Source organism: Ruegeria sp. H8, assembly GCF_056532905.1.
In genome coordinates, this window is record NZ_JBQFNY010000004.1 from 311,950 (window position 1) to 337,469 (window position 25,520).

A 25,520-nucleotide genomic window follows, 5' to 3' on the forward strand; every position below is an offset into this window, starting at 1 on the left:
GATCTGTCAGCTCGCAATTGGTCATTGTCGCGAGTTTTTCTTGCGGCCTGCATTGTCGTGATGGGAACGGCCACCGCGATAGTTGGCGTATGGGTGTCAAATCGGATCGAGAATGCAGTTGTGCAAAATTCTGCCAATTCCGCAGCGCTGTATATGGAGAGCATCGTATCCCCTCTCAGTCAGGAACTTGCATACGGGGATCGTCTTTCCGATCAAGCAAGGCGGGCACTGGACGAAATATTCATGACCCAGCCAATGCGGGACCGCATTGTGTCCTTCAAGTTTTGGAAACAAGGCGGCGTGATCGCGCACGCGTCGGATCCAACCATCATTGGACGCCGTTTCGACCCTACTGACGATCTGAGCCGAGCCTGGAGCGGAGAGATTTCGGGTTCTTTCGAAGATCTCGACCATGCCGAAAGCGCCGCAGAAGCAGCACTTGGGATCCCGCTGCTTGAAGTGTACAGCCCGATCCGAGAACTCTGGTCAGGAGATATTATTGCAGTTGCAGAGTTTTACGAGAAAGCTGAACAGCTGGAAATTGATATGGCCAAAGCCCGTCGGACAAGCTGGCTGGTCGTCGGGTCAGCATTTGCGGCAAGTACAATCGTGCTGTTTTCCATCGTGGTAATCGGTGACAACACCATTCGACGTCAGGGGCGCCTGTTGGAGCGGCGTCTGAAAGAGAGTGAACAGATGGCAGAGCAGAACGCCAGGCTGCGGTCGCGCGTGGTCGAAGCGTCGGAACGATATGCCACGCAAACAGACCGGTTTCTGAAGAAACTTGGTTCCGAGCTTCATGACGGTCCCGCTCAATATCTGTCCCTCGCGGCCCTCAGGTTGGAGGCGGCTTTCTCGGACAGGCCTGAAAAGCCGGCAGAGGCCGAGGAGATTCAACAGTCTTTGCAGAAGTCCCTGGCCGAAATTCGCGCGTTGTCGCGGGGGTTGTCCGCTCCGGACATCGACAATCTGGCGCTGATTGATGTGGTGAAAAGAGCGATAGAAGATCACTCGGAACACAGCCCATTGCGACCGGATATTTCACTTCAGGGAAGCCAGACGATCGAGTTGTCCGTGTCCGACAAGCTGTGTGTTTTCCGGTTCCTTCAGGAAACGCTTTCCAACGCCGCCAGGTATGCTCCGAATTCTCGATGCACCGTCATTTGCGAGGCGCATAACGATCGGGTCGTCATTCATGTCAACGATGACGGGCCCGGATTTGACCCCTCGGACGAAAAAGTACTACGTGACGATGGAGGCCAGGGGCTTTTGGGTTTGCGAGATCGGGTTGAGAGTATCGGCGGCAGGTTCGAAGTCAGGTCAAGCCCTGGCAAAGGCACCTCTGTCACAATGACACTATTTCCCAGAAAGATGAGTACGCCATGACAACATCTGTCGTAATAGCGGATGATCACCCGATTTTCAGGGACGGATTGCAGCGGACATTGGACGAAGCCGATGGGTTCGAAGTTCTCGCTGCCGGCTCGAGCGCGGATGAGGCAATTTCACTTGTCGGCAGTCATCAACCTGACATCGCCATCCTCGATCTTTCGATGCCCGGAGGCGGCATAAATGCGACGCGAAAAATCTCGGCCATGGCAAACCCGCCATTCATCGCGATACTGACGGTCTCGGAAAACAACAGTGACGTTGCGGATGCTTTGGAAGCAGGGGCAATCGGTTACATCGTCAAAGGTGTGACAGCCAGCGAATTGACAGCCTCACTGCGCAGCATCGCCGCAGGTGAAGGATTCGTGTCGCCCGGGCTGGCCTCGCGCGTGCTGCTTCAGATCAACAGAGATGCGGAAACTTCCAAAGACAGCGATGTTCTGAACGATCTCACGCATCGCGAGGAAGAAATACTTCGACGTGTGGCGAAGGGGATGAGCAATCGGGAGATCGCAGATCAACTGGATCTTCAGGAAAAAACCGTAAAGCACTACATGACGGCGATCCTGTCCAAGCTCCACGCCCGAAACCGGGTCGAAGCCGCGCTGATCGCGCACGATGCTTGGGGCCAGACCGACTAAGCCATGGGTCAAACGTGATTGCATGCTCAATGCTGGCCCTATCGCTTCGAAAAGCGCGTGCACCCGGGATCTGAGATTTCAGTTTCGTGCCGGCAAATCTAGTTGGCGGCAAGCTGGTTGCACATGTTCGCCCTTGCGCTGTACCACCTCAAAGCGCATGCCCAAAGTGATCTGTCGGTCAGGGCCCTGGCGACCCTGGCCGCGACCGGATGGCGTGGTTCGGCGGATCTTTTGGCCTAACTCTCAGGCCTGTGCCGGAATCCATCCAAATAGGGGTCGGATTTGAGACGCTTGGCCGCAAAATCGACAAAGGCGCGCACTTTTGCAGACACGGTGCGGCCCTCTTGATGCACAAGATGGATGGGGATCTCGGGTGGTTCATACGAATTCAGAACGGTCCTGAGCCGCCCGTCCGCAACGTAGGGTGCAACCTGATAGGATAAAAGCCGCCCGATGCCATGCCCTTGCAGGGCCAGCTCGATCACCGCGTCATTGGTGTTCATGCTGATGCGCGGGTTTACGCGCTTTGTCACGACCGTTTCGCTTTTTTGAAAATGCCATTGGGCCGAGGCGTGCAGGGCGGTCGAGTTTATGATGGCGTGATTGGCCAGGTCGTCAGGTGTGTCTGGTTCGCCGCGCGCATCGAGATATGCCGGAGCGGCAAACACGACCTGCCTCACCGCGCCACATCTCACCGCCATCAGGCTTGAATCTGCAAGGTTTCCGATCCTGATGCCGACGTCGAGACCCTCATCCACCAGATTGACCACGCGGTCCACATAGAGAGTGCGCGCAGAGAGCTTTGGATACAGTTCCAGAAATTCACCCAGAATCGGAGTGACGAACATACGGCCGAACAACACTGATGCGGTCATGCTGAGTTCCCCGGTCGGTTCGGAATAGGATCCGACGGCGGCACGCTCTGCCTCCTCGAGATCCAACAGAATGCGTCTGGCATCTTCAAAAAACCTTCGCCCGCTGTCCGTCAGCATGACTGATCGCGTGGTGCGCACAAAAAGACGAAGCCCCAAGCTGTCCTCCAGCATGGAGACCAGTCGGGTTACCGTTGGTGGCGACATATTGAGGTGGCGCGCCGCGGCTGCGAAGCCTTTCAGCTCGGCCACCTTCACAAAAACGCTCAGAGCGTGAAATCTATCCAAACGACTATTCCATATTTCGGAATAAAATATTGCCAAATAGGGATATTCTGCAACACCAAAGCTTTGACTAGCTTCACCTCAACCCCAGGGCTCTGCCCGGCTGAGATGGAGAATTCAATGTCACGTCCTTTTGCAGAAATCAGTTTTACGCCTTCCGTACGTGCAACACAGGCCAGGAACGGATCGGCTGAAGGCTATATAAAGTTTCTGGCCGGTGCCGTTCAGGAAGACCTCATCAGCCCGGTCGAAGCCAGCTTCATCGCACAAAGGGACGGCTTATATCAGGCGACCGTCTCTGAAACCGGCTGGCCTTATGTCCAATTCCGCGGCGGACCAGCAGGTTTTCTGAAAGTGCTGGATGAACGGACGCTTGCCTACGCGGATTCTCGCGGCAACCGGCAATATCTGAGCGCAGGTAACCTGCTGAAAAACGACCGCATTTCTCTGATCCTGATGGACTATCCCAACCGGAGACGCCTCAAGATCTGGGGCCGGGCGAAACTTGTTGATGGCGAGGATGATCCGGCCCTGATGCAACGTTTGCATGACCCGAATTACAGGGGCCACCCAGAGCGGGCCATTGTGATCAAGCTTGAAGCGATGGACTGGAACTGCCCGCAGCACATCCTCCAACGCCTGACCCTGGAAGAGTTTGAAGAGCATATGGCGCCGCTTCGCGATGAACTGGTGGAACTGAAAGCTCAAAACGCAGAGCACAAAGAAAAGCCCGGCCAGCAACGCGGACCGATGCTGAACCCCGCGCGTCCAGACGCGCCCCCAAAACCCCAAGAAAGGAAATACCCATGTCGCGCAATCTGAAATCCATCCTGAGCGCCAGTCTTCTCGCGCTTACCATCGCGGTGCCATTAACTCCGGCCCCTGCAATCGCCAATGAGACCGGCATTGAGGCCACCCAAGCGGTCAATTTCCGAGCAGAAAAAATCGGCGAGGTCAATGTCGCCTATCGTGAGGCCGGAGACCCGAACAGGCCAACCGTTCTGTTGCTTCATGGGTTTCCGACCTCGTCACATATGTTCCGCAACCTTATCCCCGAACTGGCCAAGCACTATCACGTGATCGCGCCCGATTTCCCCGGATTCGGGGCGTCGGACATGCCGCAGGCCGAAGACTTCGAGTATTCCTTTGCGAATATCGCCGAAATCATGACGTCCCTGCTGGATCGGAAGGGTGTCGATCAATACGCGGTCTATCTGATGGACTACGGTGCCCCGGTTGGATTCCGGATGTTTGCCGAACAGCCCGAACGGGTCACCGGCTTCGTCATTCAGAACGGCAATGCGTATGAGGAAGGGCTGCGCGAATTCTGGAACCCGATCAAAGCCTATTGGGTCGACCCCTCGAAAGAGAATGGCGACCAGCTTCGTGGGTTTCTTACTCTGGATGCGACCAAGTGGCAGTTCACCCATGGTGTGCAAAGGCCGGAACTGATCAGCCCGGACAACTATTGGCACGTCCAATACCTGCTTGACCGCAAAGGCAATCAGGAGGTGCAACTTGAACTTTTCCTGGACTACGGCACCAACGTTGCCGAGTACCCGAAATGGCAGGCGTTGTTTCGTGAGCATCAACCACCTGCGCTGCTGATGTGGGGTAAGAATGATCACATCTTTCCGGCCGAAGGCGCCCTGCCCTATCAACGCGATCTGAATGATCTTGAGTTTCATCTGCTTGATACCGGACACTTCGCGCTGGAAGAATATGGGCCTGAAATTGCGGACCGCATGACTGCATTCCTGAATCGCATCACCGCCGCCGGCAACTGATGCGCAACTGGCCGCGCCTCGATCAAGGGCGCGGCCTCATGTTTGGAGACGATCAATGAATACGCAAGCGAACACTGCCAAGGAAGTCACGGTTGAAATCGTGCACGGGTTTGTCGACGGTGGCACCGGAGGAAATCCCGCAGGCGTCGTTCTGGACGCTGATGATCTGAGCGCGCAAGATATGCAAACCGTGGCGGCAAGAGTTGGATTGTCCGAGACGGCGTTTGTCTCGCGGTCCGAGACGGAAGGCTTCAAGTTGGATTTCTTCACACCGAACCGGCGCATCGCTCATTGCGGTCATGCAACAATCGCCGCCTTCTCTCACCTTGATGCGCTTGGCCGGATCCCCAAGCCCGACACGTCAAAGGAAACTATTGATGGCCCCAGGCGCATACTCATTAAAGACGGCGCCGCCTATATGGAACAATTGGCCCCACGCTACTCGGGTGCACAGGAATGGATCGAAAAGGGCGTCAAACTCGACGATGTGCTGAGCTCTCTCGAGGTCGACAAAACTGACTTGGATCAGAGGTTTGCTCCGGTTTTGGTCAATACCGGCAACAGCTTCATCGTCGTTGGTCTTTCGGATGCGGCGGGTCTTGCCAAAATCAGACCAGATTTGGCCAAAATCAAGCAAATCAGCGAGCAACTGGATCTGATTGGCTATTATGTATTCACGAAAGACCCTTCAATCACCAGCCGGGACGCCACAACCCGTATGTTCGCACCCAGATACGCGATAGATGAAGAAGCCGCCACGGGGATGGCGGCAGGGCCACTTGCATGCATGTTGCATGATTTCGGCGGCACGTCTCAGCGATCATTTGAAATCGAACAAGGGGTGTTTATGAACCCGGCAAGCCCAAGCTTGATAAAGGTCGAACTTGACATCGAGAATGGTGCGATCACGGGCCTCATGGCGGGTGGTTACGGAAAAGCCATGACCTCGGCCCGGATTGCTTTGTGACGCGAAAAGGCCAGGTGTGTCCGCGGCATCAGCTTCGGATGCGCCCAGGTCCTTGAACTCGAATACGTTTCGTCCAAGGGTCCCGCGACGGCACCTTAATCAGCGCAGTGCGCCGCCTCGTCGCCCGCAGCCCAAATCGAATTCGGCATTGCGGGCAGCGTAGAAGCTTGCGGTTCTTAATCCATGTTGTCCGGATCAATGTGGCGATCCGGCATGGGGCTGCCTTGATGCTCTTTTTCGACGAGAGAGTACAACTCGATGGATCCGGCAAGCCCTCGAACTTCGTGAAACCCACAAGCAGCGAACAGGTCAGGCGAAGCAGCGGCAACGGCTGACGTCGCTAGAACTCTGTGGCCCAGGGATTTCGTCAACCCCTCAATACGGCTTGCGAGGTTGACTGCCCTACCCAGAACAGTGAAATCCAGCCTGCCGGGACTGCCGATATTGCCATAGCTGACCTGCCCGACATTGATCCCGATGCCTATGTCCAACGGCGGCTTCCGAGTCTCTTCGCGGCGATGGTTGAGCGCGGCCAAATCGGTCAATACGCTTTGAGCGGCCCGTGCTGCCCTTTTGCATTGGTCGTTCAAATCTTCCTGTGTCGCGACGGTGAATATCGACAGAATGCCGTCTCCCATAAACTTGAGAATATCGCCGCCATTCTCTTCGACAGACTGCACGACCAGATCGAAGTATCCACTCAACATGTCAAAAACGTCCTCTTCGGATGCCCTGTCCGAAAGAGCTGTGAAACCGCGCAGGTCAGAGAACATGACAACTGCGTCAAGGGTCGTGCGTTCCCCTCGCTTGATCCGCCCGTTCCACACAGCATCAGAGGGCCCATCGCCAAGATAGGTTCTCAGAAGACCTTTGGAAGACTTGCGCATCGTGACAGGTTCAAGAGCAGAGGACAAAGCGGGCAATGCATCCTCAATCATTTTCAGATGCCGGGGAGAGAACCCTTCTGGCGACCGGGTGACAAAAGTGCAGCCGTGCAGCGATCCGTCTCCGTAATAAAGCAGCGTGGCATAGTAATCGGTGCCACCCAACTCAGCGAATTCAAGATATGATGAGTGCTCAGTCCTGGGATCCAATTGCCGTAGACTTTTGTGAAGTGGCTTCCGGTGTTCTAGAATGTATTCGAATGAGCTGCCGACATACCCATCCGTCAGCATGGTCTCATGTGTTACGTCATAGCTTTCGGTGCCATCCGGCGTCCAGACGATCCCCCATGCGATGAGCAGCGGATTGGCGAAACGCTGACCGATATTGACCCGCCAGAGCGGCACACCCGCCTCGATCAGCGACGAACAGAAATATGACACCACTTTTTCCGGGTCATCCGAACGACGCCCCTCGGCAATCATCCAATTGGTCAGTTGGGCAGTAGCATCCATAGTTTAAAACCAATCGCTTAGATAAGATCGTCACGAATTTGGGTTCAGTGTTCGATCATATTATTCTAGCCTTTTTCTTACCCCGTCCAAGCCTGCTGTTCGGTCCACAGTTATCGGCCGTAAGCGCCGGCTAAGCTACACACAGACCTTCCTGGATACGTTTTGCCAGCCTTGTCATCAATTTGAATGAATCTTGCAAAAAGGCCGGCGTCACTCTCGAAATCCCTTTGAACGCCTTGTCGCGCGCTGGTTGCACGAGGCCGCTCTGGCTATTGATTTATTAGCGCGCGCAAAGAATATGTAAATCTATGATAAGTTCACGACGAGCAAAACCAGCAGGCAGACTGGCATGACCAAGATAAAGAATATGGAAGAGTTTGCAGCGCTCAGCGGCATCTCGCGCCCGACGGTATCCAAATACTTTCACGATCCCGACAGCGTTCGCCCCACGACGCGGGCCCGAATCGAAGAGGCGCTGGAACGGTTCGACTATCGCCCCAACATTTACGCGGTGAACCAGAACCGGAAGCTTACCAAGAATATCGGTATCGTCGTACCGTATCTGGCCGATCCGTTCTTTGCTGAAATCGCACGCTATCTGGAACAAAGCTGTATCGCGGCCGGATACCGTCCGTTCCTGTTCAGCTCTCATGGTGAACAAAAGCTGGAAAACGAAATTCTGGACGGTTTGCAATCCATGAAGCCGGCAGGTGTACTTTTGGCGCCTCTCGGACGCGTTTCGGACAGATCAGCAATAGAGAAATTCTGCGCCAATGTTCCGACGATCTTGTTTGACAGTAATCTCGATGGTTTGGGGGCTGCATTCGTTGGTTCTGATAACTTCAGTTTTGTTTCGCAAACCGTCGAATACATGACCCGTACCGGCGAACCGCCCTCGTTCTTTGAAATGCGCACACCTGCGAACCCAAACGCCAACAAGCGAAGGAAAGCCTATATCAAAGTGATGGAACGTCTTGGGCTCGAGCCGCATATAATCAAAGTTGAAGGCAAAGGCTGGGCATTTGAAGAAATCGGCCAAAGAGGGGCGCTGAAAGTTCTGGAAGAGCGCGGTTTGCGAACCGACTCGGTTCTGTGCAGCAATGATCGACTGGCGATTGGCTTTCTTGCAGCTTGCTACAAACAGGGGATTCGCGTCGGTCGTGATGACAGTTGCGCGCTGCGCGTGGCCTCAAATGATGACCATCCCTTCGCGCAGTTCACTTGCCCATCCCTTACAACGGCGGCTCATGACTATGACAGTGTTGCGGGTCGCAGCGTCGAAACCCTGTTTCAACTCATTGAAAGTGGAGGGAAATTCAATACGAGATCAGAAACGTTGTTTCCCGCAAGACTGGTTTTGAGGGATTCCGCGTAACCTACAACTTTTAACGCGCGTAAAGTTTTTATTGACGCCGCGACAATTTACACACTACTTTCTGTGTACGGCATCCAAGCTCAGGGAGGACAAGGATGTATTTGAAGAACGCACTTCGTGCGGCGACGGCATTAACCTTTGTCGCAACGGCCGCGGCCCATGCAGAAACGATCACGATCGCAACCGTCAATAATGGCGACATGATTCGGATGCAGGGCTATACCGACAACTTTACCGAGGCGACTGGTATCGACGTGGAATGGGTGACGCTGGAGGAGAACGTCTTGCGTCAGCGTGTTACCACCGACATCACCACCAAGGGCGGTCAGTTCGACATCATGACCATCGGCATGTACGAAACGCCGATCTGGGGCGCGAATGGCTGGTTGGTTCCTTTGGATGGACTGTCAGAGGAATATGATGTCGGCGATCTGCTTCCTGCGATGGCGGGTGGCCTGAGCCATGAGGGCACGCTGTATGCGGCACCGTTCTATGGCGAAAGCTCGATGATCATGTATCGCACCGACCTGATGGAAAAGGCCGGGATGGAGATGCCTGAGGCGCCAACATGGCAGTTTATCCGCGAGGCGGCGGCTGCGATGACGGACCGTGACAACGACATCAACGGCATCTGCCTGCGTGGCAAGGCGGGTTGGGGTGAAGGCGGTGCCTTTATCACTGTGACCGCGAATTCCTTTGGTGCGCGATGGTTTGATGAAGACTGGAAACCTCAGTTTGATCAGCCCGAATGGAAAGAGGCGCTGAACTTTTTTGTCGACATGATGAATGAATCCGGCCCTGCCGGTTACGCGACCAACGGCTTCAACGAAAACCTGTCGCTGTTCCAGCAGGGCAAGTGCGGGATGTGGATCGACGCCACTGTTGCGGCGTCCTTCGTGACAAACCCGGATGATTCAACTGTCGCGGACAAGGTCGGGTTTGCTCTGGCACCAAATTCGGAAGGCGTCGACAAGCGCGCCAACTGGCTGTGGGCCTGGGCACTGGCCATTCCGGCGGGAACCCAGAAAGAGGATGCAGCCAAGCAGTTCATCGAATGGGCGACCTCGAAGGATTACATCGAACTGGTGGCGGAAAACGAAGGTTGGGCCAATGTCCCTCCGGGCGCGCGTACCTCGCTTTATGAGAACGCGAACTACAAGGACATTCCGTTCGCCAAGATGACGCTCGAGTCGATCCTGTTGGCCGACCCGCAGAACTGCTGCGCCAAGCCGACACCCTATACTGGCATCCAGTTCGTTGCGATCCCGGAATTCGCGGGCATTGCCACACAGGTCAGTCAGGAATTCTCGGCGGTTTATGCCGGACAGCAGACTGTAGATGAAGCGCTTGAAAAGGCGCAGGCCTTTACGGCTGAAGAAATGGAAGCCGCAGGGTACTGAGGCATCCCTCCCAGTAGGGGACAGGTGATCTGTCCCCTGCTCTCTCCACTTCCACAACTCGCGTTTTTCTCGCAGGCTGAGTTACGCCTGAACAGAGAGGGTTTGCGTAATGGCTACTCAACACTCCCGATCCGTTGCTCGCCTGATGATGGCACCCGCAGTGGTCCTGCTGCTTGGCTGGATGCTCGTGCCATTGACGATGACGCTGTACTTTTCCTTCAAAAAATATCTGCCTCTGCGCGGGGGTGATCTGGGCTGGGTCGGGTTCGACAACTATGTCCGCTTTGTCTCGTCCAGCACATTCTGGCCCGCGGTTCAGGCAACACTGGTCATTGTTGGCGGTGTTCTGATCATAACCGTCATTCTCGGAATTCTGCTTGCCATGCTTCTGGATCAGCCGATGTGGGGGCAAGGCATTGTCCGAATCCTTGTCATCGCGCCGTTCTTCGTCATGCCCACCGTATCTGCGCTGGTGTGGAAGAACATGTTCATGGACCCGGTCAATGGTTTGCTGGCCCATCTGTGGCGTTTTTTCGGGGCCGAGCCGATCTCGTGGTTGTCCGAGGCGTCGATGACCTCGATCATAATGATCGTTTCGTGGCAATGGCTGCCCTTTGCAACGCTGATCCTGTTGACCGCCATTCAGTCGCTGGACAGCGAGCAACTGGAAGCTGCCGAGATGGATGGTGCACCGCCGTTGAAGCGCTTTTATCACATCATTCTGCCGCATCTGGGCCGTGCGATCACCATTGTGATCCTGATCCAAACAATCTTTCTTTTGTCGATTTTCGCCGAGATATTCGTGACCACCGGCGGCGCTTTCGGCACCCGTACACTCACCTACCTGATCTTCCAGCGCGTGTTGGAAAGCCAGAATGTCGGCCTTGGATCAGCCGGAGGTGTCTACGCAATCATCCTTGCCAATATCGTTGCGATCTTCCTGATGCGCATCGTCGGCAAGAACCTGGACGCGTGAGGAGGAAAACCCATGGCCCGCGCTGTCACATCCCGACGCAAATCGCTGAACACCGCCCTTGCCTGGGCTGTTGGACTGCTGATTTTCTTCCCGATCCTTTGGACGATCCTGACCAGCTTCAAAACCGAAGCGCAGGCCATTGCCAGCCCGCCCCTGTTTTTGAACTTTGACTGGACGCTGGAAAACTACGCCATCGTGCAGGAACGCTCGGACTATATGCGTTTCCTGTGGAATTCGGTGATCATCGCCGGTGGATCGACCATGCTGGGCGTGATCATCGCCGTGCCCGCCGCCTGGGCGATGGCGTTTGTTCCGTCCAAACGAACCAAGGACATCCTGTTGTGGATGCTGTCCACCAAGATGTTGCCAGCCGTAGGTGTGTTGTACCCGATCTACTTGCTGTTCATCCAACTGGGCCTTCTGGATACACGCGGAGGGCTGGTCGTGGTGCTGATGCTGATCAACCTGCCGATCATCGTCTGGATGCTTTACACCTATTTCCGCGAAATTCCGGGTGAAATTCTGGAAGCCGCGCGGATGGATGGGGCGACGCTGAAAGAGGAAATCCTCTATATCCTAACCCCCATGGCCATTCCCGGCATCGCTTCGACCGTGTTGCTGAACTTTATCCTTGCGTGGAACGAGGCATTCTGGACCCTCAATCTGACCGCTGTTGACGCGGCACCGCTCACGGCCTTCATCGCCAGCTATTCCAGCCCCGAGGGCCTGTTCTTTGCCAAGCTCAGCGCGGCCTCGACCATGGCAATTGCACCCATCCTGATCCTTGGCTGGTTCAGCCAGAAACAACTTGTCCGCGGCCTGACCTTCGGCGCTGTGAAATAAGGAGCACTACTCATGGGACGCATACAACTCAAGTCCGTGACCAAAAGCTTCGGCGACGTTCAGGTCATCCCTCCGCTGGACCTGACCATTGAAGATGGCGAGTTCACCGTTTTCGTCGGCCCTTCGGGCTGCGGAAAATCCACGCTGCTGCGCCTGATCGCAGGGCTGGAAGACATCACCAGTGGCCACATAGAAATCGACGGAGCAGACGCAACAGACGTGCCGCCCGCCAAGCGGGGGCTGGCAATGGTGTTCCAGTCTTATGCGCTTTACCCGCATATGACCGTTCGCAAGAACATCGCCTTTCCGCTACGTATGGCGAAACTAGATCAGGCTGAAATCGACAAGCGGGTTGAGGGCGCAGCCGGCGTCCTGAACCTGACCGATTACCTGGATCGCCGCCCGGGCCAGTTGTCCGGTGGTCAACGCCAGCGCGTCGCCATTGGTCGGGCTATCGTTCGTGAACCGGCCGCGTTCCTGTTCGATGAACCGCTTTCAAACCTGGACGCTGCGTTGCGGGTGGGCATGCGGTTGGAGATCAGCGAGCTGCATGAACGCCTCGCGACAACGATGATCTACGTCACCCACGATCAGGTCGAAGCCATGACGATGGCGGACAAGATCGTTGTGCTCCAAGCTGGCGTGATCGAACAGGTTGGCAGCCCGCTGGAACTGTACCGAACGCCACGCAACCTGTTTGTTGCAGGATTCATTGGCTCGCCCAAGATGAATTTTATCGAAGGGCCCGAAGCGGCAAAGCACGGCGCACAAACGATCGGCATTCGACCGGAACACATCGCGGTGTCGGACTCCGAAGGAGAATGGTCCGGGCGTGTCAGCGTCTCTGAACACCTCGGTTCTGACACGTTTTTCCACGTCCACGACACCGGACTGGCCGAGACAATCACTGTTCGTGCCGATGGCGAGGTTGGTTTCCGCCATGGGGATCGCATCCATCTGACCCCACGCGCCGATGTGATCCACAGATTTGACGCAGACGGTCTGCGGATCGAATGAAACGTCTGACGGGCAAAACCGCCCTGATTACAGGGGCTGCGCGGGGCATTGGATTGGCATTTGCCAAGGCCTATGTGGCAGAGGGCGCGCGGGTCGCAGTCGCCGACATCGACATCCAGCGCGCGCAGGACGCGGTCGCTGAAATTGGCGCGGCGGCTTTCGCTGTCGAAATGGACTTGACCGACCAGCAGAGCATCGATCAGGCCATAGCCAAAACCGCGGCGCAATTCGGCCCAATCGACATTTTGATCAACAACGCGGCCATCTTCAGCGCCGCACCATTCGTCGAGATCGAGCGCGCCGACTACAATCGTGTGTTTGACATCAACGTCGCGGGCGCGCTGTTTACTATGCAGGCCGTCGCCAAACATATGATCGAGCACGGATCCAAAGGCCGAATTATCAATATGGCCTCGCAGGCCGGGCGAAGGGGTGAACCATTGGTCGCTGTCTACTGCGCCAGCAAAGCGGCGATCATATCCCTGACCCAATCAGCGGGGCTGAACCTGATTTCTCATGGGATCAATGTAAACGCGATTGCCCCCGGTGTCGTCGATGGCGAACACTGGGATGGCGTGGACGCCTTTTTTGCAAAACATGAAGGCAAGCCCCTTGGCCAGAAGAAGCGCGAAGTGGCGGCAGCTGTTCCATATGGCCGCATGGGGCGCGCGGAAGACCTGACGGGCATGGCGGTTTTTCTGGCCTCTGACGAGGCCAAGTATATCGTCGCGCAGACTTACAATGTCGACGGCGGAAATTGGATGAGCTGATGGACCCTGTGGCGAACGCAAAAACCCCTGCACGGCTGCGGCAAAAGAGCCTTTCCAAGCTCCCAACCACCGTGAAGACTCCGATGTATGAACGTACGGATCTGACGCCGGGCATCGTTCATATAGGATTGGGTAACTTCCATCGCGCGCATCAGGCCTGGTATATCCATCAGCTAATGCAGCAGGGGTTGGCCCATGACTGGGCAATCGTCGGAGCGGGTGTGCGAAGCTATGACGCCGTCATGCGAGAACGATTGCTGGCGCAGGATTGCCTCACAACGCTGATCGAGTTGGGGCCAAACGGAATGTCCGCCGAGGTGATTGGTCCGATGATCGACTACCTGCCGATCGAAGAAAACAACGCGGCCCTTATCCACGCGATGGCCGACCCGGCCACCCGGATCGTTTCGCTGACTGTTACCGAAGGGGGATATTTTCTGGATGCCAACAGCGGCGCATTCGATTCCGATCACGCAGATATCCGTCATGACGCAGAAAACCCCAATCAGCCCCGTACGGCCTTTGGCGCGATGGTTGCGGCGCTCAGACGACGGCGTGTCGAAGGCCTCAATCCGTTTACGGCGCTCAGCTGCGACAACCTTCAAGGCAACGGAACGATTTTGCGAAACTGTGTTGTGGGATTGGCGCGCATGTTCGACCCGGAACTGGCCAACTGGATCGACAGGCATGGCGCGTTTCCGAACTCGATGGTGGATTGCATCGTACCTGCAACCACCGACCAATTGGTATCGCAATGCCGCGCCCTTGGCGTCGATGACCGAGCGCCCGTCTCGCATGAGAACTTTCGTCAATGGGTCATCGAGGATGCCTTCTGCGCCGGGCGCCCGCCCCTCGAAAACGTCGGCGCAATACTGACCAACAACGTCCATGGTTACGAGACCATGAAGTTGCGCATTTTGAACGGAGGTCATCAACTGTTGGCGAATGTCGGAGAAATACTGAGTGTTCCGACGATTGCCGACTGCATGAAGGACCCGGACATCGTGGCGTTTTTTCGAAAAGTGCAGGTCGAAGAAATCCTTCCGCATGTCGAAGCGGTTCCCGAAACCACTGCAAGTGAGTACCTTGAGTTGATCGAAAGCCGATTTGCAAACACGGCGATTCACGACACCACACGCAGGGTTGCATTCGACGGATCGGCAAGACATCCCGGATTTTTGCTGCCGTCGCTGCGTGATGCTCTGGCATCAGGGTCTTCCGCAAACGGGCTCGCTCTCGCCGAAGCGTTCTGGTGCCGGATGTGCGCGGGTATTCGTGAAGATGGCTCCGAGATCACTCCCAATGATCCCCAGTGGGAAAGCCTGAACAGCACCGCAAAAGCGTCCAAAGCTGATCCTGAGCTTTGGCTGGAACAGGGTTTCTACAGCGGTGATTTTGGAATCAGCACACAGTTTTCCAACGCCTTTGCCCGCTGGCTGACCCTGATATGGCAGCGTGGCAGCCGGGCCGCCATTGCTGAGTATGTTGCCAACGGTTCAACGTAGCAAATCAATCTCGGCGCTCGGTTCAATCGGGACCCATGCGGTGCGGTATCTGACCCTTGGAGCCTTGTCTGACGTTGACGCAAATAGGGCCTGCAATCTGCCGAAAATGGCATGGATGTCACCCTCGGCGGCTCTGACCGGTTCACCGCCTTGGGCAAATCCCCACTACAGAGTCCATGGAATAAGCGAAAGTTTGCCACCGGATCAAAAGCTCCGATAACGGGTCCCAAAAAATGAAAAAATATTGGGCAGAATGCCCAAAACCCTAAACGGCCGCAGATGCCCGGTTCAGCCAAGGATCGCGGGTTTCTGTTGCACTTATGCGACGGTTCTGCCGTTGAAAGAAAGTGTCATTTGAAACATGGTGTCACCTGCTGTTTCAAAAGGATTGGTGCATAGTAGTTTGTCATAAAAAGAACAATTTAAGCGTGCATCCGAGTGCAATCAAATCTTCCGAGGTACAGGGCTGAGCAATGGCTACTACGACTATAATACCAAGACCTTCCGCTTCTTCTCCGCTCAGTCCAATACAAGGTTTTGTTGCCTACGGTGACGGCAATCCTGCGACCACCACCGTAATTTCTTATCACTTCGAACAATACGCGGGTACACAAGCGTGGACTGCGGAATACAAAGCAGAATTCCGAGCGGCTCTCTCTGCAATTGAAGCAGTCGCAAATGTGACTTTTGTCGAATCCGGCAGTGCCTCTGCCGACTTGGTGGAAGTTATTGCGCCCACAAGCTTTTTTTCAAATCCCAGAACGCTTGGCTACCACTACACGCCATCGCGCAACCCCTCCGAAGGCGCCTTCAACACCGCTTACTGGACTGCCGGAACAAATGGAAACGGCGATCCGGGCGGGTTTTTCTTTACTACGTTGCTCCACGAACTGGGTCACGCGCTAGGGTTGGGTCATCCCCACGACACCGGTTTGGGTACAACCGTGATGAATGGCGTTACATCGCCATTTGACTCTTTCGGGACCGGCAGCCTGAATCAGGGTGTCTACACGGTGATGTCGTATAATGATGGCTGGACCGAAAAGAACGGAATTCTCTCTGTCAACGCGACTTATGGTGGTTCAACGGGTCTTGGCGCTTTGGACATTGCTGCGTTGCAGGCGATGTATGGCGCCAATACCAGCCACAACTCAGCCAACAATACCTACACGCTTCCTTGGGCAAACGTTGGGGGTACCGGCTATCAGTCTATTTGGGATACTGGTGGAAACGATACCATCCAGCATGTCGGCAGTTCGAAGGCGCGGATCGACCTGCGGGCCGCAACACTGGATTATTCCGAGACCGGCGGCGGCGTAGTGTCCTACGCAGAGGGCATAAAGGGCGGCTTTACAATCGCGCATGGCGTTGTGATTGAAAACGCGATCGGCGGGACCGGTGACGACGTGATCGTCGGGAATACCGCTCAGAACGTTCTGAATGGCAACCATGGACACGATAAGATCTATTCAGTGTCCGACGGAACCAACAACAACACCGTTTATGGCGGCTTGGGGAACGACACCATCTATCTGGCGAACGGTTCCGGCGCAGACCAGGTTTTCGGCGGCCAGGGCGACGATTGGGCCATTGTGACCAACAATGCCGGCTCGTTTTCCGGAGGAAGCGGTACTGACACAATCCGATTTGTCAGCGCCATCAGCAGCTATCTGTTCATTAAAAACGGCACGAAATACGAATTTATCGATGCCGTTTCACGTATCACCTTCACGGTAGAAGATGATGTCGAGGCCATTCAGTTCCTGAATGGATCACAGGCGTATACTCGTTCGAATATCGAAGCTGCCATGCAGCTTTCGGATATCGAGACGACCGGCACCACACTGAAACATGCAAGTCAGGGCATTTACGTTCTGGATGCAGGCAGCTCGAACGTGACGCTGGTATTTAATGGTCAGGCTGTTGGTCAAAACACGATCGCCGGCTGGCAGGCCATTCAGGCCGAGGCTTCGGGTGGCGGTTACAAAGTGCTGTGGAAAAACGTGGATGGGACGTACGGGGAATGGACCGTCAATGCCAATGGTCAGTTCCTCAGCAGCAGTAGCATCGGCAACGTGGCTGATGTTGAGGCCTTCTATGGTGCTGATTTGAACAATGACGGGCTGACGGGTCATGGTACGGTCACGGTTGAAACCACTGGCTCCACGACACTCGTTTCGTCAAGCTTGGGTTCATACTTGATTAATGGCACCATTGAACTGACCCTAAACGGTGCCAAAGCCGGCGCGGGCAGTTTCCCTGGCTGGCAGGCCATTCACGCCGAGGCTTCGGGCGGCGGCTACAGGGTGCTTTGGAAGAATGCGAATGGCACGTTTGGGGAATGGGTGACGGATGCTAATGGTCGTTTTGTCAGCAGCAGCACCATAGACGACGTCAGGGATGTCGAGGTCTTTTATGGCGCAAATCTGAACAATGATGGGCAAATCGGCCATATCAAGACCAGCATCGAATCCAACGGTTCCACGACGCTGGGATCGTCAACCAATGGCGCATATGTAATCGGCGGCAGCATCGACTTGAAGCTCAACCAGGCTAATGCCGGTCCTGGCAGCTTCCCGGGTTGGCAGGCCGTTCAGGCCGAGGCTTCAGGTGGCGGCTATCGGGTGTTGTGGAAGAACTCGGATGGGTCCTACGGTGAATGGACGACGAATGCGGCTGGTGAATTCCAAAGCAGTACAACAATCACCAATGTTGCGGATGTAGAGGTCTTCTATGGCGTTGACCTGAACAATGACGGGCTGACGGGGCATGGAACGATCAGTATTGAATCCAACGGCGCGACAACGCTGGGGGCGACAACCCAAGGTGAATATCTGATTGGCGGCACCACCAAGTTGACATTCAACAACGCTACTGTCGGACCGAACAGTTTCCCCGGCTGGCAGGCCATTCACGCCGAGGCTTCAGGTGGCGGCTACCGGGTATTGTGGAAGAATTCGGACGGAACTTACGGTGAATGGGTCACGGATTCCAATGGTGTATATGTCAGTTCCAACACCGTCCCTGACGTGGTCGCGGTCGAAACTTTCTATGGCTTTGATATCGATGGCAGTGGGACAGTGGGATACGGATTGCCCAAACTCGCTCGGTTTACTGAAGGCGATCAGAAAATGCCGACGGGCGAAGAAGTTTTGGGTGTGTCCGATTGGGATGAAACGGTCGATATTCTAAAGTTCGTCCCTGACCTTGAGGCTCCTGAAGACGTAGAAGACGACTACATACTGGTGAACTTGCATCAGGCTCAGGACGGGGCGCTTAACGTTTCCGAAGACTCATTGGCCGCCGTATTGAGTGGGAACTTGGACGTCGAGGATGACGAGGCCAGTCCGGCACTTACACCCCATTTGGACGAAGACAGCTTGTGGATTTAAAGATCCTTTGGCGCTGGAGGCGGCCCGTTCGGTTAAACTGACGGTGCCGTTTCTGGCGTAGTTCTCTGAGTACGTTTGTGATTTCAATCAGTGTCCCGGCCCTGCAGGCCCGCCTTGTCAGCTCTGTCAAACCTAACAGCAGGGTGAAAGCAAATCGCCAAGGTTTAAGCGGAGCCGTAGCAACATACCCTGCCACCAGCCAGCCACCACCGGTGTTTCAAGGCAGTTCTGGCAACATCTAAAACCCATAGTGTACCGCGCGAAGTACCGCGATCGATCACGGTGATACTCCAAACATCTTTGCGAGGAGGTATTATTCGTTTGTCCTATTGGCCCTGATAGTTTGTGCGGTCGCGCTGCTGAAATGCGCGAACACGCATCTTCTGTGCAGCTTGAGTAGGCGCTCGCATTTTGATCTCGGGCGCTGACCCAGGCTTTGCAATCAGTCATCACCTGACGCGGATTGTGCGGGCCATGATTGGCGTATCCGTCGCCGACAACCTGACCTTGATTTGGCCCAGACCTTGGAACTGGTCAGGTGCTTTTGGCCGCGACCGCATAGTTACTGTGCGTCGGAACCACCGAGTTCAAACGTTGAGACAGTCTTTGCGACGTTGGCCGAAAAGTGCTTCTTCCAGCCTGCTGTCTGCGGTTTCTTGCTCAAAAAAACATGTGCAAACTTGGCAATGCTGAACTAACTTTCTAAATGCGGCGATGCCTGTCCGAATGATGTGGATTTTAAACTGTGAAACCTCAACACCGCCTGTCAGCGGCCCCTCGCCATGAATTGCGCAACGTGCGCAATCAAGGCATTGCCTTTCTGGCCTTGGCGTTTTTGTTCAGCATCTTCGTCAACCTGCTCATGCTGACAGGTCCGCTGTTCATGCTGCAAGTATATGATCGGGTACTTGGTTCACGGGCAGTTGAAACTCTGACCGCACTGTTTTTGCTTGTTGCGTTGCTTTATGCGCTGATGGCCATGCTGGACTATGCACGCGGTCGCATCGTTGCCCGCTTTGGTGCGCGGTTCCAGTCGCAGCTGGATGAGCGCGTTTTCGAAGCCACAATGCGCCGGTCTCTGGTGCCTCAGGTGCGATCGGCTCCGGCGACTGCATTGCGCGATCTCGAGACCATTCGCACCTTGTGCTCTTCGCCCGTGTTGCTTGCAGTTATGGATATTCCGTGGACACCTGTCTTCCTGGGGGCGATATTCATTTTTCATCCACTGCTTGGCTGGTTGGCCGTTGCAAGTGGCGTGCTGCTTGTGGTGATCGCATTGCTCAACCAGGCCCTGACCAGCCGTAAGGTGGCCGAGGCACAATCCGCGGCGGCTCGGGCGAATGCCTTTTCCGAACACGCAAGGCAAGCAGCTGAGGTTGTGCGCTCTCAGGGAATGCAGGCGGACGTGACCAGGCGGTGGTTGAACCAGCGTTCCGAAGCTTTGCGTCAAAGCATTTCCGCCAGTGACTGGACTGGTAGCTTCACGTCGCTGACGAAATCGCTTCGGCTTTTCCTGCAATCTGCCATGCTGGCTTTGGGCGCGTGGTTGGTACTGCAAAACGAAATGACGCCCGGGGCGATGATTGCAGGCTCGATTCTCTTGGGACGGGCCTTGGCCCCGGTGGAACAGGCTGTCGGCCAATGGAGTTTGGTCGAACGGGCACGCACGGCCTGGAATTCGTTGAACCGGTTTCTGGACCAGACACCGCCAGAGGAACAGCGGATTCGTTTACCGATCCCAAAATCCCAATTGGAAGCCAAATCCCTGACGGTAATCCCTCCGGGTGCTACTGCGCCAACACTGCGGAACGTTAACCTGAAACTGGAACCGGGAAAGGCGCTTGGTGTGATCGGGAAAAGTGGGTCGGGCAAGACGACCCTGGCCAAGGCTCTGCTTGGGCTTTGGAGACCGGCGGCTGGCGAGATCCGGTTGGGCGGGGCCACGTTGGACCAATATGATCCCAACGATCTGGGCAGCCATATCGGATACTTGCCGCAGCAGGTGACCCTGTTCAACGGAACCGTTGCTGAAAATATTGCACGGATGTCGGAAAACCCGGATTCAGAAGCGGTGGTTGCGGCGGCCAAGAAGGCCAAGGCACACGAACTGATTCTGTCATTGGAAAAGGGTTACGGCACCTTTCTTGAAGGCAATGACAGTCAGTTGTCGGGCGGTCAGAAACAGCGCATTGCGCTGGCCCGTGCGCTGTATGGCGACCCGGTCCTTCTTATTTTGGACGAACCGAACTCGGCCCTCGACGCAGATGGCACCGAAGCTTTGAATGCAGCCGTGCGCGGCCTCAAGGAAGCGGGAAAGGCCGCCATCATCATGACGCACCGCCCGCAGGCCATTTCGGAATGTGACGATCTTGCTGTTGTGGAAAAAGGCCAGGTGGTGAGGTTTGGCAGCCGCGACGAGGTTCTGAACGCAATGGTCCAGAATGCGGGCGCGATTAAGCGCAAGCTTAGCCCCGTAGGTGAATAATGGCGAAAAAATCAACCAAGACACCCGTCCCCGTCTGGGGCATCAAAATACCTGCGCTGGTGGGATTTCTTGCCCTTGGCATTCTGGTCGGCGGGTTGGGCCTTTGGGCCGTGAAAACGCGGCTGGCCGGGGCGATTGTATCTTCGGGCGTCATTGAAGTTCAAAGCAACCGTCAGGTCGTTGAACATCCTGACGGCGGCGTGGTCGGCGAGATTTTCGTGCGCGACGGTGATACGGTTGCCTCGGGCGATTTGCTTTTGCGGTTGGATGACACATTTCTGTCTTCAGAACAGACGATTGTAGAATCTCAACTCTTTGATCTGCTGGCCCGCCGCGCCCGGCTGGAGGCCGAGCGGGATGGCCTGACATCCGAAGAATTGGCCACGCGCCTGGCTGAGGTTCAAAAAGAATACGATATCGATCCGGACCTGATTGCAGGGCAACAGAACCTGTTCGATGCCCGGCTGGAAACGCTGTCCAAGCAGGACGAACAACTGCGCAAACAGTTGGTTCAGATAGAAAGCGAGATCGCAGGCACGCAGGCTCAGTTGGTCTCGCTGCGCCGCCAGACAGAGTTGATCGCGGCGGAGTTGAAAGATCAAAAGAGCCTGTTGAGCAGGGGTCTGACACAAAACAGCCGCGTGCTGGCGCTGCAACGCGAAGAAGCCAGTCTGACAGGCGAAATCGGCAAACTTGAAGCCTCCGTTGCGCGCCTCAAGGGACAGATTGCATCAACCGAGATCAAGATTGTCGAATTGACCGCGACCCGGCGGGAAGAAGCGATCACCACTTTGCGGGACGTTCAGGCGCAGGTGGCAGAGCTGTGGGAACGACGTTTGTCCCTAGCGGAACGTCTGGCCAGGCTTGAAATTCGCGCACCTGTCAGCGGAACGGTTTACGGCAGTCAGGTCTTTGCCCTGCAATCGGTCATTCAGCCGGGCGAACCCATGATGTATGTGGTTCCGCAGGACACGCCGCTGTTGGTGGCAGCGCGGGTGGATGCGATCCATGTGGATCAGTTGCATGTCGGGCAATCCGTTGCCCTGCGCTTTCCGGCGTTCAATCAACGCGAAACGCCCGAACTCGAAGGACAGGTCAACAACGTCTCGGCGGACACCTTCACGGATGAACAGTCCGGTTTCACCTTTTACCGCGCCGAAGTGGTGCTGAACGACGGTGAGATCGACCGGCTCAATGGTCAGGAACTTTTGCCGGGTATGCCGGTTGAGACTCTGATCAAGACCGACGAACGCACGCCGTTGTCCTATCTTGTGAAACCGATGGCAGACTACTTCAACCGCGCGTTTCGCGAATGATGCGGACGCGGTTATCGCTGGATGACCGCGTTTTCCCATTCAGCCAGAAAACGGCGGCGTTTCAGCCTGTCCAGAAATGTCATGAGCCCCGGGTCCAGCCCAATCATTTCGCGATCGGTGCCAGTTTCGTGTGGGGCCAAGGGCGGCAAGGTAACAGGGTCGCCTACCCGCTTGGTTTGGTTGGAAATCAGGTGTTTGAGAAAAGACGTGGCCGCGTCCGGTTGCGGGGTGCCATTCAACACCATGGCCGTGCGCATCATGGTCGTCTGAAAATCCGACGGCAGAATGATTTCCACAGTGTCCTTGCTTCCGGCGCGGGCTTCGGCATAGCTGCCCAGAACGTTGTAAGCCACTGCAATCTTACCTTTGACGAGGTCATCGATCATATCCGCCGAACAACAGTACAGGCGTACGTCCAATCCACCCATCACCTCCATAAGCCGCCAATACGTCTCGGACGCGCGGGCATCCTGCGTTGCGAACAAATATCCCAGACCTGATTGACGGATGTCATAGGTGCCCACACGGCCCCTGAAATCATCGGGACGCAAACGAAGGATTTCGATCAGTTGTTGCCGGGTCTCGGGGATGGGGCCGCCAGCAAAGGCCGCGCGGTTAATCACGATTGTCGCCGGTTCCGATGTGAACGCGAAAAGGCTTTGATGCCATTGCGCCCAGGATGGCAGCGGTATGTCGTCGATGATTCGCCCGAAACCGTCGTTTGCCAGCTTCAGTTGCAGATCCATCGCGCTGGATATGACAACATCGAAGTCTTCCGGCGCGGCGCGGACTATTCGGTCGATATCTGCGGTGCCGGTCACCAGGTATTCAACAGAGATACCGGGGTTTTCTTCGATGAAACCCGCAATCAAGGGTTCGAACAGAAAGGTGTCCGTGCTTGAGATCACGCGTAGATGCGCCTCATTTGCTGAGGCGTTGAAAACCTGCCTGTCCTCCCAGGTTTGGGCGGCAGCAACGACAGGAAGGCTGAAGAAAATCAAAGCGATAAGATAACGCACGCGCCGCCCCCCTGCCGATTGGTCAATTCCAGTGAGCCACCATGCGCAGATGCCACGTCCTGAACGATTGTAAGGCCCAATCCGGATCCGATGGTTCCGCTTGCGTTCTTCCCGCGCTCAAAACGGCGCGTCAAAGTGCCGATCTCGTCAGGAGGAAACCCCGGCCCACGGTCTTTGACAATTATCTGAATGCGTGGCTCCGAAACAACCTCGATGCGTACAAAACTGTCCGCAGGGGCATATTTCAGAGCGTTGTCGATCATGTTGCGCACAGCGTTTTGAATAAGAATCGGATCTCCCGAGTAGGAAACCTTTGGATCGCCACTCAGGGAAAGCGACAAGTCCTTCATCTCGGCGATTGGCGTGAGACGCTGCACCAGATCACGGACCAAAGCATTGAGATCAATGTCTTCGCGCTCCAGATGATCGGCGCGGAACGTGATCATCGCATGATCCAGCAATTGCCCCGCCGCGCGCGAGCTTTCATCAATCGCCCGCACCATTGAGCGCAATGCTTCGCGATTTTCTTCCTTTTCAACCCTCTGCAACGTGGCATCGGCATAAGATCGAACGGTTGCCAAAGGGGTGCGCACCCGGTGGGCCGCTTCGGCGATGAAATCTTCCGATTGGCTCAGTGACTGATCCAGTCGCCCCATCAAAGAGTTCAATGACGCCACCAAAGGCGCCATTTCGCGGGGTACGGGTTTCTTGAACGGGCTCAGGTCCTGCGGGCCGCGCCGGGTGACAGAGGTCGTAAGCCTGTTCAATTGGCCAATCGTGGACGAGGTGGCCCAGAATGACAGCGCAGCGGCAAGAGCAAAGAACCCGATGCCCAAAATCGCCGCGTTGCGTGAAATCTGGTCCAGAGTTTCCGCAAGCGCATCCTGCGTTTGGCCCAAAGCGACCTCGATGACGGTTTGTTTGTTCAGGCCCACCAGGGTTCGCCGAGCACTGACCTGACGTATGGTTTCACCCCTTATCCGACTGGTTTGAAAGCTCCACTTGCCGTCGAATTGCCCAGTGGCCGGCGGCAGATCTTCATATCCTGACAGAAACGCGCCATCCTGAAAAATCGCGTAAAAAACCCGATCGTCGGACGGCGTGCTGAGCATGGCGAAAGCTGCATAGGGAATATCAACCTCCAACTGACCGTCGCGCAAGGCGGCCGCGTCCAGAATTGAGGTAACCGATGCCCCCAGGATGTTGTCCTGCCCTTGCTGCGCGACCTGTGCGGCATAGTTGCGAACCGCGACAAACAAAAGAAACGCCAATATCGCGGCACCACCGATCAAAGTCAGGACCAGCCTGTTCCGAAGCGATCCTGACACATAGGGATCAGGAGGGGGATCAGGAGGCATGATCCAGCCTGTATCCTAGACCGCGAAGCGTGGTGATCTTCAGGTCCGACGGTTCAAGATGTTTCCGAAGGCGGCCAACGTAAACCTCGATAGCATTGTCCGAGACATCGTCATCATATGAAAAAAGCCGGTCGGTCAGTTTCTGTTTCGAAAAAACCTGACCAGGCGCGCTGATGAACAGTTCCAGAAGGCGCAGTTCCCGGTTGCGCAACGAAACAGTCTCATCCCCCACGGTCAGATGACCTGCCAAAGGGTCAAAGATTATCCCACCCACTTCAATCGTTGTCCGTGAATTCCCGGATTTGCGACGCAGAACGGCGCGGCAGCGGGCCTCGAGTTCGGCGTGGTCGAACGGTTTGGTGATATAGTCGTCGGCCCCCAGATCCAGCGAACCGATTCGATCCGAAACCTGACTGCGTGCCGTCAAAACGATCACGGGGGTATCCAGGTGACCTGCGCGATGCCGTTTGAGAAAGTCGCGCCCGTCCCCATCCGGCAACATGATATCCAACAGAATAAGGTCGTATTCCTGAGTTTCGGCAAAGGCGGTCGCCTCGTCCAATTTAGACGCATGATCAACCACATGGCCGTCTAACCTCATGCGCGAACAAATGGCGTTCGCCAGATCAAGATTGTCTTCCACAAGAAGGAATTTCATGGGATTTTTTCTATTTTTCGTGCGTGACAGGTTGATGTCAGGTTGATGTGTTTTTGTTCCACCCAATC

20 protein-coding genes are annotated in these 25,520 nt (G+C 55.6%); 15 read left to right on the top strand and 5 right to left on the bottom strand.

Features of this window, described 5'->3' with window-relative positions:
- Positions 1–243 precede the first annotated feature (243 nt).
- Positions 244–1,386 carry a sensor histidine kinase gene (locus tag ACR0A2_RS12915; protein ID WP_480835395.1) on the top strand — a complete coding sequence of 381 codons (1,143 nt, stop codon included), beginning with the start codon at positions 244–246 and terminating at the stop codon, positions 1,384–1,386.
- Positions 1,383–2,030: a response regulator gene (locus ACR0A2_RS12920; protein WP_480835397.1), complete on the top strand. Its 648-nt coding sequence runs from the start codon at positions 1,383–1,385 to the stop codon at positions 2,028–2,030. Before ACR0A2_RS12915 ends, ACR0A2_RS12920 begins: the two co-directional genes overlap by 4 nt.
- A gap of 236 nt (positions 2,031–2,266) precedes the next feature.
- Here the strand turns inward: ACR0A2_RS12920 and ACR0A2_RS12925 are convergent, their stop codons facing one another.
- Positions 2,267–3,160 (bottom strand): LysR family transcriptional regulator, encoded by an 894-nt coding sequence (locus ACR0A2_RS12925; protein WP_480835399.1) that lies wholly within the window; start codon positions 3,158–3,160, stop codon positions 2,267–2,269.
- Here ACR0A2_RS12925 and ACR0A2_RS12930 point away from each other — a divergent pair.
- Genes ACR0A2_RS12930 through ACR0A2_RS12940 form a run of 3 tightly spaced genes read left to right on the top strand, consistent with a single transcriptional unit; the run spans position 3,116 to position 5,941 of the window.
- A complete protein-coding gene (locus ACR0A2_RS12930) occupies positions 3,116–4,009 on the top strand; it encodes a pyridoxamine 5'-phosphate oxidase family protein (RefSeq protein ID WP_480835401.1) in 894 nt (297 codons plus the stop codon). The genes ACR0A2_RS12925 and ACR0A2_RS12930 overlap by 45 nt on opposite strands.
- On the top strand, positions 3,994–4,974 hold the full coding sequence (locus ACR0A2_RS12935) for an alpha/beta fold hydrolase (protein WP_480835403.1): 981 nt from the start codon (positions 3,994–3,996) through the stop codon (positions 4,972–4,974). The genes ACR0A2_RS12930 and ACR0A2_RS12935 overlap by 16 nt, the downstream gene beginning before the upstream one ends.
- 55 nt (positions 4,975–5,029) lie before the next feature.
- Positions 5,030–5,941, top strand: a complete 912-nt coding sequence (locus ACR0A2_RS12940) for a PhzF family phenazine biosynthesis protein (RefSeq protein WP_480835405.1) — start codon at positions 5,030–5,032, stop codon at positions 5,939–5,941.
- Between the two features lie 176 nt (positions 5,942–6,117).
- Here ACR0A2_RS12940 and ACR0A2_RS12945 read toward each other — a convergent pair whose 3' ends face one another.
- Positions 6,118–7,338: an adenylate/guanylate cyclase domain-containing protein gene (locus ACR0A2_RS12945; RefSeq protein ID WP_480835407.1), complete on the bottom strand. Its 1,221-nt coding sequence runs from the start codon at positions 7,336–7,338 to the stop codon at positions 6,118–6,120.
- A 349-nt stretch (positions 7,339–7,687) separates the two neighbouring features.
- Here ACR0A2_RS12945 and ACR0A2_RS12950 point away from each other — a divergent pair, with 349 nt between their 5' ends.
- The 10 genes from ACR0A2_RS12950 (at position 7,688) to ACR0A2_RS12995 (ending at position 22,417) form a co-directional block, all read left to right on the top strand.
- A complete protein-coding gene (locus tag ACR0A2_RS12950) occupies positions 7,688–8,713 on the top strand; it encodes a LacI family DNA-binding transcriptional regulator (RefSeq protein ID WP_480835409.1) in 1,026 nt (341 codons plus the stop codon).
- Between the two features lie 95 nt (positions 8,714–8,808).
- Entirely contained in the window at positions 8,809–10,113 is a 1,305-nt protein-coding gene (locus tag ACR0A2_RS12955; protein ID WP_480835411.1) for an ABC transporter substrate-binding protein, read from the top strand.
- Positions 10,114–10,222: 109 nt separating this feature from the next.
- Positions 10,223–11,089, top strand: a complete 867-nt coding sequence (locus ACR0A2_RS12960; RefSeq protein ID WP_152460300.1) for a carbohydrate ABC transporter permease — start codon at positions 10,223–10,225, stop codon at positions 11,087–11,089.
- A gap of 12 nt (positions 11,090–11,101) precedes the next feature.
- Complete coding sequence (locus ACR0A2_RS12965) at positions 11,102–11,932, top strand: carbohydrate ABC transporter permease (protein ID WP_480835413.1); 831 nt, start codon at positions 11,102–11,104, stop codon at positions 11,930–11,932.
- A 12-nt stretch (positions 11,933–11,944) separates the two neighbouring features.
- Entirely contained in the window at positions 11,945–12,949 is a 1,005-nt protein-coding gene (locus ACR0A2_RS12970) for an ABC transporter ATP-binding protein (protein WP_480835415.1), read from the top strand.
- On the top strand, positions 12,946–13,719 hold the full coding sequence (locus tag ACR0A2_RS12975) for an L-iditol 2-dehydrogenase (RefSeq protein WP_480835417.1): 774 nt from the start codon (positions 12,946–12,948) through the stop codon (positions 13,717–13,719). The genes ACR0A2_RS12970 and ACR0A2_RS12975 overlap by 4 nt, the downstream gene beginning before the upstream one ends.
- On the top strand, positions 13,719–15,224 hold the full coding sequence (locus ACR0A2_RS12980) for a mannitol dehydrogenase family protein (protein ID WP_480835419.1): 1,506 nt from the start codon (positions 13,719–13,721) through the stop codon (positions 15,222–15,224). The genes ACR0A2_RS12975 and ACR0A2_RS12980 overlap by 1 nt, the downstream gene beginning before the upstream one ends.
- Positions 15,225–15,697: 473 nt before the next feature.
- Entirely contained in the window at positions 15,698–18,616 is a 2,919-nt protein-coding gene (locus ACR0A2_RS12985) for a M10 family metallopeptidase C-terminal domain-containing protein (protein ID WP_480835421.1), read from the top strand.
- Between the two features lie 745 nt (positions 18,617–19,361).
- Positions 19,362–21,101, top strand: coding sequence for a type I secretion system permease/ATPase (locus ACR0A2_RS12990; protein ID WP_480835423.1), 1,740 nt, complete (start codon positions 19,362–19,364; stop codon positions 21,099–21,101).
- Positions 21,101–22,417 (top strand): HlyD family type I secretion periplasmic adaptor subunit, encoded by a 1,317-nt coding sequence (locus ACR0A2_RS12995; protein WP_480446403.1) that lies wholly within the window; start codon positions 21,101–21,103, stop codon positions 22,415–22,417. The genes ACR0A2_RS12990 and ACR0A2_RS12995 overlap by 1 nt, the downstream gene beginning before the upstream one ends.
- Positions 22,418–22,428: 11 nt before the next feature.
- On the opposite strand, the gene ACR0A2_RS13000 is transcribed toward ACR0A2_RS12995, so the two are convergent.
- Genes ACR0A2_RS13000 through ACR0A2_RS13010 form a run of 3 tightly spaced genes read right to left on the bottom strand, consistent with a single transcriptional unit; the run spans position 22,429 to position 25,452 of the window.
- On the bottom strand, positions 22,429–23,436 hold the full coding sequence (locus ACR0A2_RS13000) for an ABC transporter substrate-binding protein (protein ID WP_480446404.1): 1,008 nt from the start codon (positions 23,434–23,436) through the stop codon (positions 22,429–22,431).
- Positions 23,415–24,794 (bottom strand): sensor histidine kinase, encoded by a 1,380-nt coding sequence (locus tag ACR0A2_RS13005; protein WP_480446405.1) that lies wholly within the window; start codon positions 24,792–24,794, stop codon positions 23,415–23,417. Before ACR0A2_RS13005 ends, ACR0A2_RS13000 begins: the two co-directional genes overlap by 22 nt.
- Positions 24,784–25,452, bottom strand: coding sequence for a response regulator transcription factor (locus tag ACR0A2_RS13010; RefSeq protein ID WP_480835426.1), 669 nt, complete (start codon positions 25,450–25,452; stop codon positions 24,784–24,786). The genes ACR0A2_RS13005 and ACR0A2_RS13010 overlap by 11 nt, the downstream gene beginning before the upstream one ends.
- Positions 25,453–25,520 lie beyond the last annotated feature (68 nt).

Bases quoted from the DNA above. Each gene is read 5' to 3' on its own strand.
- ACR0A2_RS12985 (WP_480835421.1), top strand. From the start codon at position 15,698: ATGGCTACTACGACTATAATACCAAGACCTTCCGCTTCTTCTCCGCTC.
- ACR0A2_RS12935 (WP_480835403.1), top strand. From the start codon at position 3,994: ATGTCGCGCAATCTGAAATCCATCCTGAGCGCCAGTCTTCTCGCGCTT.
- ACR0A2_RS12995 (WP_480446403.1), top strand. From the start codon at position 21,101: ATGGCGAAAAAATCAACCAAGACACCCGTCCCCGTCTGGGGCATCAAA.
- ACR0A2_RS12960 (WP_152460300.1), top strand. From the start codon at position 10,223: ATGGCTACTCAACACTCCCGATCCGTTGCTCGCCTGATGATGGCACCC.
- ACR0A2_RS12950 (WP_480835409.1), top strand. From the start codon at position 7,688: ATGACCAAGATAAAGAATATGGAAGAGTTTGCAGCGCTCAGCGGCATC.
- ACR0A2_RS12940 (WP_480835405.1), top strand. From the start codon at position 5,030: ATGAATACGCAAGCGAACACTGCCAAGGAAGTCACGGTTGAAATCGTG.
- ACR0A2_RS12980 (WP_480835419.1), top strand. From the start codon at position 13,719: ATGGACCCTGTGGCGAACGCAAAAACCCCTGCACGGCTGCGGCAAAAG.
- ACR0A2_RS12920 (WP_480835397.1), top strand. From the start codon at position 1,383: ATGACAACATCTGTCGTAATAGCGGATGATCACCCGATTTTCAGGGAC.
- ACR0A2_RS12975 (WP_480835417.1), top strand. From the start codon at position 12,946: ATGAAACGTCTGACGGGCAAAACCGCCCTGATTACAGGGGCTGCGCGG.
- ACR0A2_RS12970 (WP_480835415.1), top strand. From the start codon at position 11,945: ATGGGACGCATACAACTCAAGTCCGTGACCAAAAGCTTCGGCGACGTT.
- ACR0A2_RS12945 (WP_480835407.1), bottom strand. From the start codon at position 7,338: ATGGATGCTACTGCCCAACTGACCAATTGGATGATTGCCGAGGGGCGT.
- ACR0A2_RS12965 (WP_480835413.1), top strand. From the start codon at position 11,102: ATGGCCCGCGCTGTCACATCCCGACGCAAATCGCTGAACACCGCCCTT.
- ACR0A2_RS12915 (WP_480835395.1), top strand. From the start codon at position 244: ATGACCCAGCCAATGCGGGACCGCATTGTGTCCTTCAAGTTTTGGAAA.
- ACR0A2_RS13010 (WP_480835426.1), bottom strand. From the start codon at position 25,452: ATGAAATTCCTTCTTGTGGAAGACAATCTTGATCTGGCGAACGCCATT.
- ACR0A2_RS12955 (WP_480835411.1), top strand. From the start codon at position 8,809: ATGTATTTGAAGAACGCACTTCGTGCGGCGACGGCATTAACCTTTGTC.
- ACR0A2_RS13005 (WP_480446405.1), bottom strand. From the start codon at position 24,794: ATGCCTCCTGATCCCCCTCCTGATCCCTATGTGTCAGGATCGCTTCGG.